The 14,700-nt window shown below is 33.1% G+C and carries 20 protein-coding genes; 10 read left to right on the forward strand and 10 right to left on the reverse strand.

Annotated features, from left to right (window positions below; all coding sequences use genetic code 11):
* Positions 1-70 precede the first annotated feature (70 nt).
* Positions 71-1,666 (reverse strand): peptidase, encoded by a 1,596-nt coding sequence (locus ACX12B_RS04095; protein ID WP_459352783.1) that lies wholly within the window; start codon positions 1,664-1,666, stop codon positions 71-73.
* Between the two features lie 105 nt (positions 1,667-1,771).
* On the opposite strand from ACX12B_RS04095, the gene ACX12B_RS04100 reads away from it, so the two are divergent.
* Positions 1,772-1,966: a hypothetical protein gene (locus ACX12B_RS04100; RefSeq protein WP_141975483.1), complete on the forward strand. Its 195-nt coding sequence runs from the start codon at positions 1,772-1,774 to the stop codon at positions 1,964-1,966.
* A 4-nt stretch (positions 1,967-1,970) separates the two neighbouring features.
* On the opposite strand, the gene ACX12B_RS04105 is transcribed toward ACX12B_RS04100, so the two are convergent.
* Positions 1,971-2,570, reverse strand: coding sequence for a protein-disulfide isomerase (locus tag ACX12B_RS04105; protein ID WP_459352784.1), 600 nt, complete (start codon positions 2,568-2,570; stop codon positions 1,971-1,973).
* A gap of 108 nt (positions 2,571-2,678) precedes the next feature.
* Between ACX12B_RS04105 and ACX12B_RS04110 the strand changes: the two genes are divergently transcribed.
* On the forward strand, positions 2,679-3,083 hold the full coding sequence (locus tag ACX12B_RS04110; RefSeq protein ID WP_459352785.1) for an HIT family protein: 405 nt from the start codon (positions 2,679-2,681) through the stop codon (positions 3,081-3,083).
* Here the strand turns inward: ACX12B_RS04110 and prf1 are convergent.
* The 4 genes from prf1 to ACX12B_RS04130 all read right to left on the reverse strand — a co-directional run bounded on the left by prf1 (position 3,076) and on the right by ACX12B_RS04130 (position 6,388).
* Positions 3,076-4,356 (reverse strand): peptide chain release factor aRF-1, encoded by a 1,281-nt coding sequence (gene prf1, locus ACX12B_RS04115; RefSeq protein WP_459352786.1) that lies wholly within the window; start codon positions 4,354-4,356, stop codon positions 3,076-3,078. The genes ACX12B_RS04110 and prf1 overlap by 8 nt on opposite strands.
* A gap of 62 nt (positions 4,357-4,418) precedes the next feature.
* Positions 4,419-5,063 (reverse strand): DsbA family protein, encoded by a 645-nt coding sequence (locus ACX12B_RS04120; RefSeq protein WP_459352787.1) that lies wholly within the window; start codon positions 5,061-5,063, stop codon positions 4,419-4,421.
* 35 nt (positions 5,064-5,098) lie between these two features.
* The gene (locus tag ACX12B_RS04125; RefSeq protein ID WP_459352788.1) at positions 5,099-5,671 is read right to left on the reverse strand and encodes a DUF4443 domain-containing protein; all 573 of its coding nucleotides are present in this window, start codon (positions 5,669-5,671) and stop codon (positions 5,099-5,101) included.
* A gap of 96 nt (positions 5,672-5,767) precedes the next feature.
* Complete coding sequence (locus ACX12B_RS04130) at positions 5,768-6,388, reverse strand: response regulator (protein ID WP_459352789.1); 621 nt, start codon at positions 6,386-6,388, stop codon at positions 5,768-5,770.
* Positions 6,389-6,658: 270 nt separating this feature from the next.
* Here ACX12B_RS04130 and ACX12B_RS04135 point away from each other — a divergent pair, with 270 nt between their 5' ends.
* The 7 genes from ACX12B_RS04135 (at position 6,659) to phnE (ending at position 11,170) form a co-directional block, all read left to right on the forward strand.
* Positions 6,659-6,874 (forward strand): CbtB domain-containing protein, encoded by a 216-nt coding sequence (locus ACX12B_RS04135; protein WP_459352790.1) that lies wholly within the window; start codon positions 6,659-6,661, stop codon positions 6,872-6,874.
* A gap of 12 nt (positions 6,875-6,886) precedes the next feature.
* Entirely contained in the window at positions 6,887-7,615 is a 729-nt protein-coding gene (locus ACX12B_RS04140) for a CbtA family protein (protein WP_459352791.1), read from the forward strand.
* 68 nt (positions 7,616-7,683) lie between these two features.
* The gene (locus ACX12B_RS04145) at positions 7,684-8,016 is read left to right on the forward strand and encodes an ArsR/SmtB family transcription factor (protein WP_012215260.1); all 333 of its coding nucleotides are present in this window, start codon (positions 7,684-7,686) and stop codon (positions 8,014-8,016) included.
* A gap of 4 nt (positions 8,017-8,020) precedes the next feature.
* Positions 8,021-8,371 carry a helix-turn-helix domain-containing protein gene (locus ACX12B_RS04150; RefSeq protein ID WP_459352792.1) on the forward strand — a complete coding sequence of 117 codons (351 nt, stop codon included), beginning with the start codon at positions 8,021-8,023 and terminating at the stop codon, positions 8,369-8,371.
* 86 nt (positions 8,372-8,457) lie between these two features.
* Complete coding sequence (locus ACX12B_RS04155; RefSeq protein ID WP_459352793.1) at positions 8,458-9,546, forward strand: phosphate/phosphite/phosphonate ABC transporter substrate-binding protein; 1,089 nt, start codon at positions 8,458-8,460, stop codon at positions 9,544-9,546.
* Positions 9,547-9,564: 18 nt separating this feature from the next.
* Positions 9,565-10,395: a phosphonate ABC transporter ATP-binding protein gene (locus ACX12B_RS04160; protein ID WP_459352794.1), complete on the forward strand. Its 831-nt coding sequence runs from the start codon at positions 9,565-9,567 to the stop codon at positions 10,393-10,395.
* Positions 10,379-11,170, forward strand: a complete 792-nt coding sequence (phnE, locus tag ACX12B_RS04165; RefSeq protein ID WP_459352795.1) for a phosphonate ABC transporter, permease protein PhnE — start codon at positions 10,379-10,381, stop codon at positions 11,168-11,170. The genes ACX12B_RS04160 and phnE overlap by 17 nt, the downstream gene beginning before the upstream one ends.
* A 1-nt stretch (position 11,171) precedes the next feature.
* Here the strand turns inward: phnE and ACX12B_RS04170 are convergent, their stop codons facing one another.
* Genes ACX12B_RS04170 through ACX12B_RS04180 form a run of 3 tightly spaced genes read right to left on the reverse strand, consistent with a single transcriptional unit; the run spans position 11,172 to position 12,668 of the window.
* On the reverse strand, positions 11,172-12,197 hold the full coding sequence (locus ACX12B_RS04170) for a DUF1297 domain-containing protein (RefSeq protein ID WP_459352796.1): 1,026 nt from the start codon (positions 12,195-12,197) through the stop codon (positions 11,172-11,174).
* A gap of 27 nt (positions 12,198-12,224) precedes the next feature.
* On the reverse strand, positions 12,225-12,434 hold the full coding sequence (locus ACX12B_RS04175; RefSeq protein WP_459352797.1) for a hypothetical protein: 210 nt from the start codon (positions 12,432-12,434) through the stop codon (positions 12,225-12,227).
* Positions 12,435-12,482: 48 nt separating this feature from the next.
* Entirely contained in the window at positions 12,483-12,668 is a 186-nt protein-coding gene (locus ACX12B_RS04180; protein ID WP_459352798.1) for a hypothetical protein, read from the reverse strand.
* A gap of 112 nt (positions 12,669-12,780) precedes the next feature.
* On the opposite strand from ACX12B_RS04180, the gene aspS reads away from it, so the two are divergent.
* On the forward strand, positions 12,781-14,091 hold the full coding sequence (aspS, locus tag ACX12B_RS04185) for an aspartate--tRNA(Asn) ligase (RefSeq protein WP_459352799.1): 1,311 nt from the start codon (positions 12,781-12,783) through the stop codon (positions 14,089-14,091).
* A gap of 22 nt (positions 14,092-14,113) precedes the next feature.
* Here the strand turns inward: aspS and ACX12B_RS04190 are convergent, their stop codons facing one another.
* Positions 14,114-14,494 carry a DUF6659 family protein gene (locus ACX12B_RS04190; RefSeq protein ID WP_459352800.1) on the reverse strand — a complete coding sequence of 127 codons (381 nt, stop codon included), beginning with the start codon at positions 14,492-14,494 and terminating at the stop codon, positions 14,114-14,116.
* Positions 14,495-14,700: the final 206 nt, after the last annotated feature.

Below are 14,700 nucleotides of genomic sequence, written 5' to 3' on the forward strand. Positions count from 1 at the left end.
AAATCCAACTTGATAATCAATTTTGTTTTAAATTTAAAATAAAAATGGAGAGTCAAATGATCAAATATTTCTATTCTACTTGAATAATCCCTTGTTTAATCAGAAATTCTATACCTAACACAAAAGAACTTTCATCTATAGAACCTTCTGCCCACCAAGCAGCATTATTTTTTATCCATGCAGGAATCTCTTTTGAAGAACTAGTTGTCTCTACAACTGAATTAACATTCATGATTTTTTCTTTAATTAAAAATTCTAATCCTTTTGTAAATGATGAATCATCTATAGAACCTTCTGCCCACCAAGCAGCATTATTTTTTATCCATGCAGGAATCTCTTTTGAAGAACTTGGTTTTTGAGCATTCTCGGTATTTTCTATTAGTTCTAGGTCAAATTTAGAATAAAGATACTTTGGCAGATCTGTGAAATCTTTACCAATTAAAACAAGTTGAATTTCATATTTTCCTTCTTGTGCTTTACCAAATTCTCTTATTTCGTTTCCTTGTGGTAATGTTATTCCTAAGATCTTCTGATTCCCGCCTGTGTTTAATTCCTCTACTCCATTAGGGTAAATAATGGAATATCCATACCTAACATTTTCAATGTATTCCCCATTCTCAAAAAACGCCAGACTAAGCGTTAATTCTTTTTCTTGTGAAAAAATTGAATCATATTGAATTAAAGCTGAAAATTGGTCATTAAACTGAATTTCTTTTTTTACAAAAGATGAGTCATTCCCTGGCAAAATAGAAATTTTCAGATTATTTGAATTGCTTTTAATTTTCTTAAGATTTTCTTGATCAATCATAAAATGAATTACATTTGAATTCTTTTTTGATATCGTATCATAATGTAGTGCATTTGGTATTACTAATTCGTCATTTACAATAGCTGTAAAGCCATACACTTCTTCAAAACCAAAAAATGATTTTGGAAACTCAAAAGAATTTTTCAAATGATAGGTGTGCTCGAGATGATTCCAATCAAATGGAATGTTAAATGATAATTCTTCTTCTTCTAAATCAAAAATCATATCTGTCACAGGATATTGATAATTCTTTACAGGAATTTTGTATTCATTTTGATTGATTGATATTGTAAAAATTTTCTCAGATGGAATGAATAATGTTGTCTCAAATTCAATATCTTCAGATGTTTGTGTTTTTGGGTTTTTGGCACCTATGATGGATGTTTTGACTAGATATTCCCCACTTTCATGAAATACTGGACCTGAAATTACTGGCATACTTGATGCTGAAGAAACAAGTGCATTTGGTACAATTGGATCGTTTTCACCAAAATATGTTGTACATTTCCATAATTCTTTTTCCTCACAACCTAATTTTGGTTTGATTTTTAGATTCAACTCTCCGTCTTTATCATAAAACATTTGATTTGCAACTAACTGTGTGCCTTGAAATATTTGAACTCGATAAGTTACACTTTCAATATTCATATTTGATGCAGTGTCAAACAATCGAATGTTCAAATTAACACTGGAATCTTTTCCAACTGTATAATCTGCTGGAAAGATTGTTGTACTAACAGTTAATTCCCCATCCCCAAATGAGACTGGGGGTGCTTGTTCTCCTCCATGATGTTGTGCAAATACTGCTGGAACTGAGAATAACACCAAAAGTGAAATACTAAAAATAAGAATTTTCATAATCTGATTAAATTTTTCGTATATTAGAATACATCTGATTATTCGAAATTCGTATTCCTGAATTATGTACATTGAGTTTAAATTGTAACTTTTCATTTTAATTTCATGGAACAAAAAGCACTTGAGTGCCCTGTCTGTAAAAGTAACAAAGCCGAAATCGCAGGTGAAAATGTAAAACTTAGTGGTAGATTTGAAGACAAAGAATTCCTTACAACTGAATTAACTGTTCTAAGATGTACTCGTTGTGGATATTACATGTTCTTTGATAAGATGGCACAATTTACAACAAAGGAATCTTAGAATTCTATTTGACTATTCTTTGATTCTCTAATTCTATTAATTGGCCTTCAATTTCTTCAGGTGTTTCTCCGCCATATGATATCAAAATTCTATCATCTTCCATGATTTCGATATCTCTGATGTCTTGAACCTGTTTTCCATTATGGAAGAACTTTAGAGAATAATCTTCATTGGTACAGAATTCTCTACCATCTTGGAATACAAAACATTGGTCATCAAGACCTAATGATAATGTCTCAAATAGATATCCTAACGTTACACCTGTTGCATGTTTGTGTACTGTGGAGCCATCTCTTCCTTCAAAGTGAATCCAACTTGATTTGATTTGGTATGCTGGCGCTGAAAAGTCGAAATAATCTCCAAATATTCTTACTTGAATCGCAGCATGTGCGTGATCACTGCCCAATGCTCCTGCGTTTTCAGGACCTCCTGGGGCTGTGCTTTGATCCATGGTAACAAAAAGATATGCTGCGTATCCTACGATTACTGCAATTACTGCTAAAACCCCAACTGCAATTAATGTCTGTTTTCTCTGTGCAGCTGAATGTTTTGTAGCATAGTTTTCACGTTTTTGTTCACGTGCTCTTCTCTCTTTTCTGCCCATAGGATGTTCAAACTCTAAAATTTGCCCTAATTAACCATTCGATAAACTCGTATTCTCTGAGAATTATTTTCCAATAAATAATAAATAAAATCAAACACTGTTGAATTCATGACCTGTATTTTTTGTGATATTTTAGATGGTAAAAGAGAAGGCCACATCTTGTATGAAGATGATTCTCATGTTTCATTTATGGATAGATACCCAATAGATGTAGGTCATAGTTTGGTGATTCCACGTGAACATCACGAAAGGATTACTGATATGACTCCTGAAAATGTAGGAAAACTTTTTTCGCTAGTTCCAAAAATTGCCAAAGCTATTCTAACTGGTGCTAATGCTGATGCGTTTAGTATTGCTCAAAATAATGGCCGTGCTGCCAAACAGATAATCCCACATGTACACATCCACATAATTCCAAGATATACTAGCAAAGGAACAATCTGGACTAAACGCCAAATACCTAGTGATTCTGAACTTGAAGAATTGGCAAAAAAAATCCGTAGTGCTATTTAGTGTGCCCTGGATTATATCTTAAAATCGCACCAATTTTTCCAAGACTAGCTAGCATATTTCCATGCTCTGCACTTCCAGATACAACTTCTAATTTTGAACCTGTTTTTGATGCTATCAATTCTAAATAATCTACAATATCTTGTTCGTTTGCTTCAACTTCCATTGACTTACATCCTGGACAAGGATTGTTAGCATACTCTGTCTTTTTTGGAATTACTTCTGGTCTTTCAACAATTTCTTCTTGAAGATGTTTGCATCTTTTACATATTCCTTCAACTCTGTTCAGATTTGTATTGTCTGTTATGATCAAAGTTTCTACTACATTATTTTTTAGAAATTCTATTACTTCTTGTAATCCATATGATCCTTTTCCTGTGTTAGCATTAATCTCTCTGAATAAATCTTCTACAAGCTTCTTTTCTTCAACAAGTCTAAAGTTTCCTAGAATGTCTGAAGCTTTTGAAAATGCTTCTCTGATACCTTCTGAACCTGAATATGATGAATCAATTGTTGCGATAATGTTATTTTGTAATCTATATTCTAGATAGTTTCCATTAATGAAATCTTCTTTTGTAGGTCCTGGACCAGAAATGACTAATCCTTTCACTGGATAAATGTCAATGAAATATTCTCGTGTTGTTTGAGCTACTCTGTTAAAGTAATATGTTAACTCCATCTCTCTTAATTTCTGAAATCTTTTTGCAGATTGTCCGCCTTGTCTATGTTTTCCTGCAACTCCTGAACCTGTTTGAGATAACACTTCGATTTTATCCCCGTGTAATAATCCCCATCCTGCATCTTTTGCATCAATTGCCAAAAAGCCAATTAGATTATCATCCTTGAGCATATCTTTTAGAATATCTACGTGGAAGTGATCATCACATCTGTACAGATACTGATTCAAATCTTTTGGAGGATCTATTTCCCAAACTTTGACAACTTCACTTCCCAAAGGTCCACCTTCTTCTGATGGTAATGCTCCACAGAACATCACCAGTCCTCTTTCAGGGGTTTTCTTGTAGAGTTTTAATCTCTGAACTACTTTACCTAAAGAATCTACCACATGTGTTCTAGTTAGATCCGACTTTATGTTATCTGCAGTACCTTGTTCTTGTTGAAGTGTACCGATAATTTCGTGAAGTTGTTTTCCTTTTGGAATGTATACTGTGATTAATTCTGTTCCTCGACCAGATTTTCTTGATAATTCTTCTAGTGTTTTTCGAATTTTATAGATTTTAACAGAATCTTGTTTTTCTACCTCTATTTTTCCCATTTGTGCTATCTCCAATCTATGCGGATATTAATTTTGATTGATTGTTTTGTATTGTCATGTGATCACAACTCATCAATTGTTTTTAGGAATACTTCTAATGGTTGATTTCCTCTTATTTTGATTATTTCTTTATCATTGAATACCAGAAATGAGGGGGTGGCGTCAATTCCAATCTCTCTTCCAAATTCATACAATGCATTAACTTTGTCTTGATATTTGCGCTCATCAAGACATGTGTTGAATAACTCTAAATCCAAACCTACAGTTGATGCAAAACTATCTAGCGAATCTCTAGTTATCCATCCTGTTCTTTCTCCGCCCCAATTTTTGTAAAGCTCATTATGATACTCCCAATATTTTTCTTGGTCATTTGCGCAATATGATGCCTCAGCTGCTAATACAGAGTCTGGACCATTAAGAGGAAAATCTTTGAAAACAAGTTTTACTTTTCCTGTTTTTATAAAATCTTCATTAATCAAATTTAGTGTATTTTGATGAAATTTGTAACAATACGTACATTGGTAATCCCCCCATTCTAAAATGGTAATTATTGTATTACTATTACCTAATACTGGAGACCCGTCCTCTATGAGTTTTGATGGTGTTAGTTTTTTGGTGCTGTTTTCTGCTTCTGGATAAAATGATAAGAATCCTCCTGCTAGAATACCTATGGCTATTGGAATTACTAGAAGGTAGTATTTGCTCATGTTAAAGTTGTTCTAAATACAAGTAAAAGTCTTGTTTAATTTGTAGCAATAGTCCAAAGAGCAGAATTTTTTGCAGATATTTCTGCTACAAATGAATCGTCTGATGATGAAATAATAATGATATCGTCTTCTGACGGGGTTAATTTATTCATAAGAGTTTGCTTAGTTTTCTTGTCTTTAATTAAACAATCTTTGTCTTCTCCCGGAAATACAAATCTGTTATTTTTGAATACAAGTGTTGTGCATCCTGATGAACCATACATTATGGCATAATCTCTTTGCTCTAATCCTGTTCTTATTGCAGATGAATATTTTTTTAAAATTATTGCATGATTATTTTTACTTTGAGTGAGACTGTTTTTCTCAATTTTACATTCTTTTGGCATAATCATTTGTAGTTGTGATGTAAATTTTCTGCCTTTTTCTGTTAGGAAATTACCTGATCTTGTAGAGTCAATCATTTTTGCTTCTTTTAGGTGTGAAATTAGGGTCTTTACTGCTCCTTCTCCCAAATGAACTTCTTTTCCCAAAGTTGCTCTACTCACAAATTTTTCTTCTGATAATAATTGAAGTGCTTTGAATACGTGTGGAATGCTAAATGTGAGCACTTTGCTAGAGCCTTTTCTTGAGACAATATTTTGTAATATTTGGATATTTTTTTTCAGTTGTTCTTACCTAATTTACGATGTATTAATCAGAATTTATTAATTCTGATTTGTTAGAAGCAAAATACCCTCATCTATTTTATCTTCATTTGTTTTTTGTTGAGAATTGATGGTTTCTAGTTTCTCTAATACACTTGTTTCTTTTATCATCTTTTCTAATTCTTCAACCAAGAATGGTTTTTCTATGACTTCTACTAGTTTACCAAGTTCTGAGATAGATTGTCTGAGTGATTTTTCAAGATTTCCTGATGCAAAAATTATTCTTTGTTGTGGATTAATTTTTAGAATTTCTTTTGCAGCTTCAACACCTGTCATATTGGGCATTTTTTGATCAAGAATTATGATGTCAAAATAATCTTTTGAATGAACTGTTGTTTCAGTTTTGAAAACATCTATGCATTTCTTTCCGTCTTGAACTGTTACTACATAATTGCATTCGTATTCTAACCATGCTTGATAAAGTCTCAAAATATTTGGTTCATCATCTGCAATTAGTAATCTCTTTACAGGATTTCTTGGGATGTTTATTTTGTTAATTATTACTTCAATTGGTTCTAGCATTTTTGTAACGTCCATTTGTCCAAACACATTTTGAATTAACATTGAAAACAAATCAAAATTTGTGGTGATCTCTTTTTCAGTTCTTTTTGAATTCTCCATGATAGTTTTCAGAATTGATCTATTCCATTTACGCCATAAAGATCAACTAATTTACTCTCTATGATCTTAGATACCTCTAGACCGTAGTCTGTACTTTCATTTTCCCTGCTCACATTGCTCATTTTCTATTAATTTATGAAATGAATCAGTATTATTCCTCCGTATGTCCGATCAAAAACTGACAACTTTGATCAGGCTCAAATTCTAATTTTTTTATAAATTGGATAAATCATCCAAGAGCTTAAATACATTCAGCCTACTGCTAATCTCATGTCTGAAACAAGACAAATTAATGTGTCCAAATCAAGTGTCCCTAAATTAGCAATTGTTGCATTAGGTATTATCTTTGCAGCAGGATTATTTGTTGTAGGATTTGATCAAGGACATATCTTTAGCCTAGTTTATGGCGAACAAGCATTTACTGATTTGTACATCCATGAACTTACTCATGATATGAGACACGCAGCAGGTTTTCCCTGTCATTAGGAGTCTGTACTCATGAAAACATTTCTTTTTATCATTATTGTTTTAATTTCTGGCGCATTTGCTGGACTAATTCATGGCACTGTTAACTTTGCAATTGTTGAACCCTATCTTGATCAAGCTATAGGCATTGAAAACCAAAATCTTTTTGCATCTGGTGAAGAAGAAGACACTCCTGAATTTTGGGTTGAGTATGAGGGATATAGAGCCTGGCAAAAAGGTGGACAAATTCTTGCTGGTGTAATTTTAGGAACTTCTGTTGGGGCACTATTTGGAATCGTATTTGCTTTATCTAGAAACGCATTACCTGGAAACAATGATCTCAAAAAATCATTATTACTTGCTGGAATCATGTGGTTAACCCTATACATTATTCCTTTCTTGAAATATCCTGCAAATCCTCCCACAGTCGGTGATGGTGAAACAGTAGTTCTTAGAGCAATTTTATATTTATCATTTATTGCAATATCTGGGTTTGGTGCAGTTGGATTTTATCAATTATCAAAGAAACTTAAAAGCAACAAAAAACTTGTTGCGTTGTTAGGTTATGGGATATTCATATCTGCAGTATTTGTTGCAATGCCAGAAAACCCTGATGAGATAACTGCTCCTATGGATTTAGTAAATGAGTTTAGATTCATGTCTGTTCTTGGTGTCACCTCGTTTTGGGCTTCTGTTGGAATTATTCTTGGATTATTTTGGAGAAAACTTTCCACTCATCAAGAAACAACTCATTATAATTAATTCTAAATCTATAGAATGAGAACAAAAACATCTCGTTTAAATATCTCTAGAATATTTTGAATATTTGCATGTCTAGAAAACTTACATTACCTCAACTAAAAAAATATGATATTACTCAAAAAGTCATAGAAGCATTGGCTGATTCTGAATCTCGCGCAATACTATTTTCAATTATTAGAAAAGGAAACACTGCTGCAGAACTCTCAGATAAACTCAAAATACCTCTTAGTTCAGTTTACAAAAAATTGGCTGATCTTGAAGAACTTACACTCATTGAAGTTGAAAAATGGATGTTATCTGACAAAGGTAGAAAATACAAGGTTTACCGAAGTAGAATTAGCAAAGCAGATATTTCAATAAAGAAACCTGAACCTGTTCTAACGTTACTGCCAAACAAGTGATTCTATGTCAAAACCAAACATCATACAATTATCTGAATTTGATATCACCCAAAAAATTATTGAATCACTAAGTAATGTTTGTACAAGAGCCGTATTATTTTCAGTCAAAAATGAATCAAAAGATGCAACACAGATTGCTGAAGAATTAAAAATCTCTCTTTCTACAGTTTACAAGACTCTTTCAAATCTTGAAGATCTTGCATTAGCAGAAGTAGACAAATATGTAATTTCTCCAGAGGGAAAAAAGATAAAACAGTATCGTAGCCGAATAGGAAAAGTTGAGATAACTGTAGATAATCTTGAGCCTAGTTTGAATCTGTATCCAAACACTGATAACCCAAAATCAAGCCTATAGTTATTCTCGTTCTATAGATTTGGAATGATTCTGTGGAATGAAAATTCGGTTTAAATAATTTAGCTCTTCCTAATTTTTTAGTAATCATGAAACAACGAACAACTTTGGCGATTATTGTTGCATTTGCAGCTATTGGCATGGCAGCAATTCCTTTGAGCCAAACAGCACAAGCACAGAGTTTAATCCCTGATTGGATTAAAACAAACGCTGCTTGGTGGGCAGAAGGCGCTGTAGATGATGCAACTTTTCTAAATGGAATTGAATTTCTAATAGAAAGTGGAGTCATCAATGTTTCATCTGATTCAAAATCTGTAGATGTTGATACCTTGACAATAGGATTTATTCCAGTTGAAAAGGCTGAGGAACTAACTCCAAAAGCACAAGCACTAGAACAATTCCTTGAAAGTAATTTGGGTATTGATGTCGAAGTAGTTATCCCAACAAACTATGAGACCATAATTGAAGGTATGAGATTTGGTCACATTGATGCTGCCTTTATGGATACTGGACCTGCATGGATTACCCATGAAAGAACAGGTGCAGAAGCCGTTTTGGCAGAACTTGTTGGAGGTAAAGTGAATTACCAAGCAACAGTTTGGACACTGGCAGAAAATGATTCTCTACAATCAATTGAAGATACTGTTGGCAAAAAAGTTGCATTTACCAGCATGACTGGTTCTTCTGGTTTTGTTAGACCTATGGGAACTTTAGTTACTGAGGGACATGTGACAATTGAAGGTGATGATATCGTCGCACTCGAATCTGCATTAGCAAATAGCTTTGAAAGTTATACTTTTGCAGGGGGTTACAAAGCAGCATTGACTTTACTTCTTGAAGGAAAAGTTGATGTTGCATTTGGTTCTGATATTGCACCCGCAAAGTATCTTGAATTAGAGGATCAAAAGAAATTACGTCCAGTTACAACTATTGGCCCAGTACCATCACATGTGTTTATGGTAAGTGCTGACATGTCAGAATCTACCAAAAATGCACTAGTTGATACTCTCATCAAATTAAACTATGATGAGCATAATTCAATTTTAACTGACTTGTATGGTGCTGAAGCACTAGTTCCAACTACTACAACAATGCACATAGGTGAATTTGGTGAATTCATCAACGCATTGACAGGACTTGATCAGAAGATACTTGACAAATACAACAAGAGCAAATAAAAACAGGAATTCTGAAAAATGAAACAAATTCAGATGACTGCAAATCCTTCTTTTTCTTCAATTGCTACAAAGAAAATTATCCAAATGAATGATGTTTGGACATCATATGATTCGAAAAGTTTTGCGTTAGAAGGAGTTAACATGTCCATTGATAGAGGAACAAACTATGCAATCGTAGGACAGTCTGGTTCAGGAAAATCTACTTTACTAAAACTAATGAACGGAATGATGATTCCTAGCAAAGGCATAATCAAAATTGATTATGTCACCCCTAACATGGATAACAAAAAATTCAAAAAAATGATGCATACAATTGGATACATTCCTCAAAATTTGGGTTTAGTGAAAAACAGTACTGTTCTTGAAAATATTCTCATTGGTGCTTTACCTCGATTAGGTAAAATTCAATCACTTTTCAAAAAATTTCCAGAACATGAAATTCAAGAAGCTAAAAGAATAATTTCTCAAGTTGGGTTATCTGGAAAAGAAGAAAGAAAAGCCTACATGTTAAGTGGTGGTGAGAAGAGAAGAGTTGCAATTGCCAGAGCATTAATGCAACATCCTGCAATATTACTTGCTGATGAAATTGTTTCAGAATTAGATCATGTAACTGCTCGTGAAATTATGGATTTGATTGCAGATGCTCAAAAAAGAATGAACCTTACTGCAATTATGGTTCACCATGATATGCAACTTGCTTTAGAATATGCAAATCGAGTTGCAGTGATTAAGGAAGGTCAAAAAATTCTTGAGATTGGTGTTGAAGGTGATACTATAGTTGATTTTCAAACTGGCGATATGACCACCGAAGAAATTATGGAGATGTATGCTGATGACACCAAAAAATAACATCATAATTGGAATTATCATTGCACTATTGGTAGTTGCATCGTATAATGTGGATGCAAATCCTATTGACTTTATTCAAGGATTACCAAATCTTGGAATTATAGCTGAAGAAATGCTTGAAGTTGAATCAAAATACATCCCAACTGCTCTTTGGGCAATGTTTGAAACAATTCAGATGGCATTTATTGGAACAATTGTGGGTGTTGCAATTGCATTACCACTTAGTATGTTTGCTGCAAGAAATCTCAACAGCAAATATGTCTATGCTCCAATACGTGCATTGTTAGCAGCAATTCGTACTTTTCCCTCAATTTTATGGGCAATTTTGTTTGTAATCATGGTTGGATTAGGTCCATTTGCAGGAGTTTTGGCAATTATCATGTATACGATAGGCTTTGTTGCAAAATTACAGTATGAGGCAATAGAGACAATTGATTCTGATCCAATGGATGCTGTTAGTTCGATTGGTGTGTCGAAATGGCAATTAATTCGATATGTTGTGATTCCTGAATCTGCTTCTCATTTGTTAAGTCAGATGCTTTACATGTTTGATTACAATGTACGTCAAACAAGCATACTTGGTCTAGTTGGTGCAGGAGGAATTGGATTCTATATTATCAATTATATCAAATTCTTTGAGTATGGAAAGGCTGCTGTCTTTATGTTGGTGGTCTTGGCAGCTGTTTTAGTAATTGATTGGGTTAGTGTTAAGATTAGAGACAAATACATCATAAAGTCTCAACATGGAATGGAAGTTACTGCAAAAAGCAAGTAACTTATGTTGTAATTTTATCTAATTGATTTGATTCTGTAGCAGTTTTAACTTCTCTTGCAATCCTTTTTCCCATACTCATTGTTTCATTAAACAACAATGAATAGTATGGAGAACCATCCATGTAGATGTTAGAACCTGCAACAATTCTGGCTGAAAATTCAAATGATGTGAATTTTGCATTCTCATCATAAACTCCTTCTATACAAAATGGACCATTCATTCCAGGTGCTACAACTCTTTTTGCAGCTTCTACAAAATTCTCCCCCATTGTATATACTTCATCTAATAATGATTCTCTCAAAACTAGAGGGCTATTCCCAATTACATTGAATGATGGTACTTTGTCTGATTTTAATTGCTGCTCTGCTGGAATTCTTCCTAATCCTTCAATATCTGATTCATGTCTTTGATCAACTCCATAGAATTCTAATTCTTCTTTTAATGGAGAATAGAAAAATGTCAAGTAGGCTAAAACACCTGCTGCATATTCCTGAATGTATAGTGTTTCGTCTTTTGAAATTACTCCTTCTGAGATAAGCTGATTTCTTTTTGCATTGTAATCGTCTTCATTTGCTGCCATAAAGTACCCTTTACCTCCAGCTGCACCTTGTCTTTTTACAATTGATAATTTCTCAATTTCACTTGGATTTGTAACTGGCTTTGGCATTGGAAGATTTGCTTCTCTCATAAGCTTCTCTTTCATCTCTCTGTCTGATTCCCATCTGAGAATCCATTTGTTTCCAAATACTGGTGTTTTGATTGACTCAATTTCTTCAGAACTCATTTGTGCAACTAATGTTCCATGTGGAATTAACACTGCATCATTTTGTTCTAGAGTTGACTGACATTTCTCATCAAGAACTTCTTTGAATTTGTCTACTATGATTAATTCGTCAATAAATGGAAATCTACGATAAAGTTTCTCTCTTTTCTTTTCACATACTAGAATTGTTTTTAATCCTTCATCTTTTGCACCTTTTAGAACCTGTAGTGAGCAATGAGAACCTAATGTTGCAATTGAGGTCATACTATATCTATCCTAGAATTTTGTACTTTATGAACTATGTGCGGATGTGACATATTGGAATACTTCGTCTATTAGCTCCACACTGAGTTCTGGTTTGAGATCTTCTGGAATTACTTTTAAAACAAAATCATACATGGTTGTGTTTTTTGGAAGTTCCTCTCTTTCTTGTAGTAAAGAAAACACTGCAATTCCATTTGAGATGACTGCCACTATCTTTTCTTTTTCAGAAAGAACCATGAAAATTATGAAAATTACTGGTAAATTAATCTAAATTTTACCTTGAGATCAAGATATTGATTTTATCATTGTTTGTTTGAGGGGCTGGATAGTTTTGGTATCTACATCAAGTACATCTAATTCTAATGAAATATCATGTCCACCAACTTCTGGTTCTTGCTGAGATGCATGATATCCAACATATCCTGCAACTACTATGATAAATGCGATAACAATCCCGATTAATACATCCATCTTGTTTTGGTGTGGAGTTGCTGCTGGCTATAAGCATTATGAAAATTAATGAGATAGTGAATTATTTAATATAAAAATTAATTACACCATGAAATATGGAGTACAGTAAATTATGATTGAAACTGAATTAGGAACTTTACGTAGATCTCACTATTCTAATGAAATTAACTCTTCGATGGATGGCTCACAAGTTACTGTCATGGGATGGGTTCTAACTATAAGAGGACATGGGAACATCAGTTTTGCTACAATTAGAGACAAAAATGGTGATGTCTCAATTGTTGCAAAGAAAGGTGATTGTCCTGATGATATTCGAGAAAAGATATCTTCTCTAAAGGCACATTCTTCAATTGCTATAACTGGAAATGTAAAATCTTCTGAGAAAGCCCCAAGGGGATATGAGATAGTTCCAACAGAATTACGAGTATTTTCTGAAGTTGAAAAAATACCTCCCTTTGAGCCTATAGCCAAGACTGTCAAAAACATTGATACAAGATTAGAGGTTAGACCAATTGATCTTAGACGAAAGGTACTACAGCACATTTTCAACACCCGAAGTCTAGTCTTAAAATCAATTCGAAATTATTTTAATGCTCAAAACTTTGTTGAAATTAACACCCCAAAAATGATAGCAACTGCTACTGAAGGTGGAGCTGCACTATTTCCAATATTTTACTATAACAAAGAAGCATTCTTAGCTCAAAGCCCGCAATTGTACAAAGAACAACTTACAATGAGTTTTGAAAAAGTATTTGAGATTGCCCCAATCTTTAGAGCCGAACCTTCAAGAACTAACCGTCATCTTGCCGAAGCAATCTCAATTGATTTGGAAGAAGCATTTGTAGATTACAATGATGTTATGAATAGAATTGAAGAAATCATCAAAGTTTCAATTAAAACTGTAAATGAATATGCAAAAGAAAACCCTGACACAGAATTCACAATTCCTCAAGTTCCTGATACCATTCCTCAATACTCTTATGATGATTTAGTAGATAAAATGCAAAAGGCTGGTGCAAAAACTGAATGGGGTGATGATCTTTATCCCTCTAATCTTAAAAAAATTGGTCTTGAAGGATTCTATTTCATTAAAGATTGGCCTTTGGCACCCAAACCATTCTATGTTAAAGACAGTAAATCAAACCCAAAAATTTCTGAATCTTTTGATTTGATGTTTGGTGATTTGGAATTGTCTTCAGGCAGTACAAGAATTGAAAAACGTGATGAGTTAGCTGAGCGAATGAAAAACAAAGGCATGAACACTGATGCATTCGAGTACCATCTTGGAGCTTTTGATTATGGCGTACCTCCCCATGCTGGATGTGGTATTGGTCTTGAGAGATTAATTATGGCACTTACAGGAACAGAAAATATACGTGATGTCACATTTTATCCACGAGATGTTGATAGACTCACCCCATAATTTTTGATTTTTTTATAAAAAATTAATTTTTCTTAATATATGCTAAAATTTTTTTCATAAGTTCTATTTCATTAGCATACTTTTCAAATGATACTAATAAAAGTAATTTTTCGTCAAATGGAATTGTGGCTCTGTTTACATTTTCATATGATGTAATTGTATAGTTTGGAAGTCCCATATCTCCTATATTTTTTAGTCTAGAGTTATGTCGTAATGTCGTTTCTTTAATTGCATTATTTAGTACCTTATCTGGTAATAATGGATTGATGTCATTTTTATATTTGCATTCTAGAAGGTGACCTTCATTAGAACATACTCCAACAAATCTTATACTCTTATCCAGATCAATCACATCCTCACATGTAAAATTTTCATTTAATTTATTGGATATTTCAGATGCCATGAAACAAAAAATTATTTTCTTCTTAATATACTAAAATTGAAAATCCCGAAATTGGGAAAAAATTATACTATAATGTAAAAATATGAATTATTTTATCATGAATAATCATTAGTATTATATCAAAGAAATTTAATTTCAGATTGAATTAAGAATGAGGCAGATGTGTGTTGATTTTTGGGCACAATTTACTCGATCATATTCAAAAA

The organism is Nitrosopumilus sp. S6 (assembly GCF_054515815.1).

Bases quoted from the DNA above. Each gene is read 5' to 3' on its own strand.
- ACX12B_RS04095 (WP_459352783.1), bottom strand. From the start codon at position 1,666: ATGAAAATTCTTATTTTTAGTATTTCACTTTTGGTGTTATTCTCAGTT.
- ACX12B_RS04100 (WP_141975483.1), top strand. From the start codon at position 1,772: ATGGAACAAAAAGCACTTGAGTGCCCTGTCTGTAAAAGTAACAAAGCC.
- ACX12B_RS04105 (WP_459352784.1), bottom strand. From the start codon at position 2,570: ATGGGCAGAAAAGAGAGAAGAGCACGTGAACAAAAACGTGAAAACTAT.
- ACX12B_RS04110 (WP_459352785.1), top strand. From the start codon at position 2,679: ATGACCTGTATTTTTTGTGATATTTTAGATGGTAAAAGAGAAGGCCAC.
- prf1 (WP_459352786.1), bottom strand. From the start codon at position 4,356: ATGGGAAAAATAGAGGTAGAAAAACAAGATTCTGTTAAAATCTATAAA.
- ACX12B_RS04120 (WP_459352787.1), bottom strand. From the start codon at position 5,063: ATGAGCAAATACTACCTTCTAGTAATTCCAATAGCCATAGGTATTCTA.
- ACX12B_RS04130 (WP_459352789.1), bottom strand. From the start codon at position 6,388: ATGGAGAATTCAAAAAGAACTGAAAAAGAGATCACCACAAATTTTGAT.
- ACX12B_RS04135 (WP_459352790.1), top strand. From the start codon at position 6,659: ATGTCTGAAACAAGACAAATTAATGTGTCCAAATCAAGTGTCCCTAAA.
- ACX12B_RS04140 (WP_459352791.1), top strand. From the start codon at position 6,887: ATGAAAACATTTCTTTTTATCATTATTGTTTTAATTTCTGGCGCATTT.
- ACX12B_RS04145 (WP_012215260.1), top strand. From the start codon at position 7,684: ATGTCTAGAAAACTTACATTACCTCAACTAAAAAAATATGATATTACT.
- ACX12B_RS04150 (WP_459352792.1), top strand. From the start codon at position 8,021: ATGTCAAAACCAAACATCATACAATTATCTGAATTTGATATCACCCAA.
- ACX12B_RS04155 (WP_459352793.1), top strand. From the start codon at position 8,458: ATGAAACAACGAACAACTTTGGCGATTATTGTTGCATTTGCAGCTATT.
- ACX12B_RS04160 (WP_459352794.1), top strand. From the start codon at position 9,565: ATGAAACAAATTCAGATGACTGCAAATCCTTCTTTTTCTTCAATTGCT.
- phnE (WP_459352795.1), top strand. From the start codon at position 10,379: ATGACACCAAAAAATAACATCATAATTGGAATTATCATTGCACTATTG.
- ACX12B_RS04170 (WP_459352796.1), bottom strand. From the start codon at position 12,197: ATGACCTCAATTGCAACATTAGGTTCTCATTGCTCACTACAGGTTCTA.
- ACX12B_RS04175 (WP_459352797.1), bottom strand. From the start codon at position 12,434: ATGGTTCTTTCTGAAAAAGAAAAGATAGTGGCAGTCATCTCAAATGGA.
- ACX12B_RS04180 (WP_459352798.1), bottom strand. From the start codon at position 12,668: ATGGATGTATTAATCGGGATTGTTATCGCATTTATCATAGTAGTTGCA.
- aspS (WP_459352799.1), top strand. From the start codon at position 12,781: ATGATTGAAACTGAATTAGGAACTTTACGTAGATCTCACTATTCTAAT.
- ACX12B_RS04190 (WP_459352800.1), bottom strand. From the start codon at position 14,494: ATGGCATCTGAAATATCCAATAAATTAAATGAAAATTTTACATGTGAG.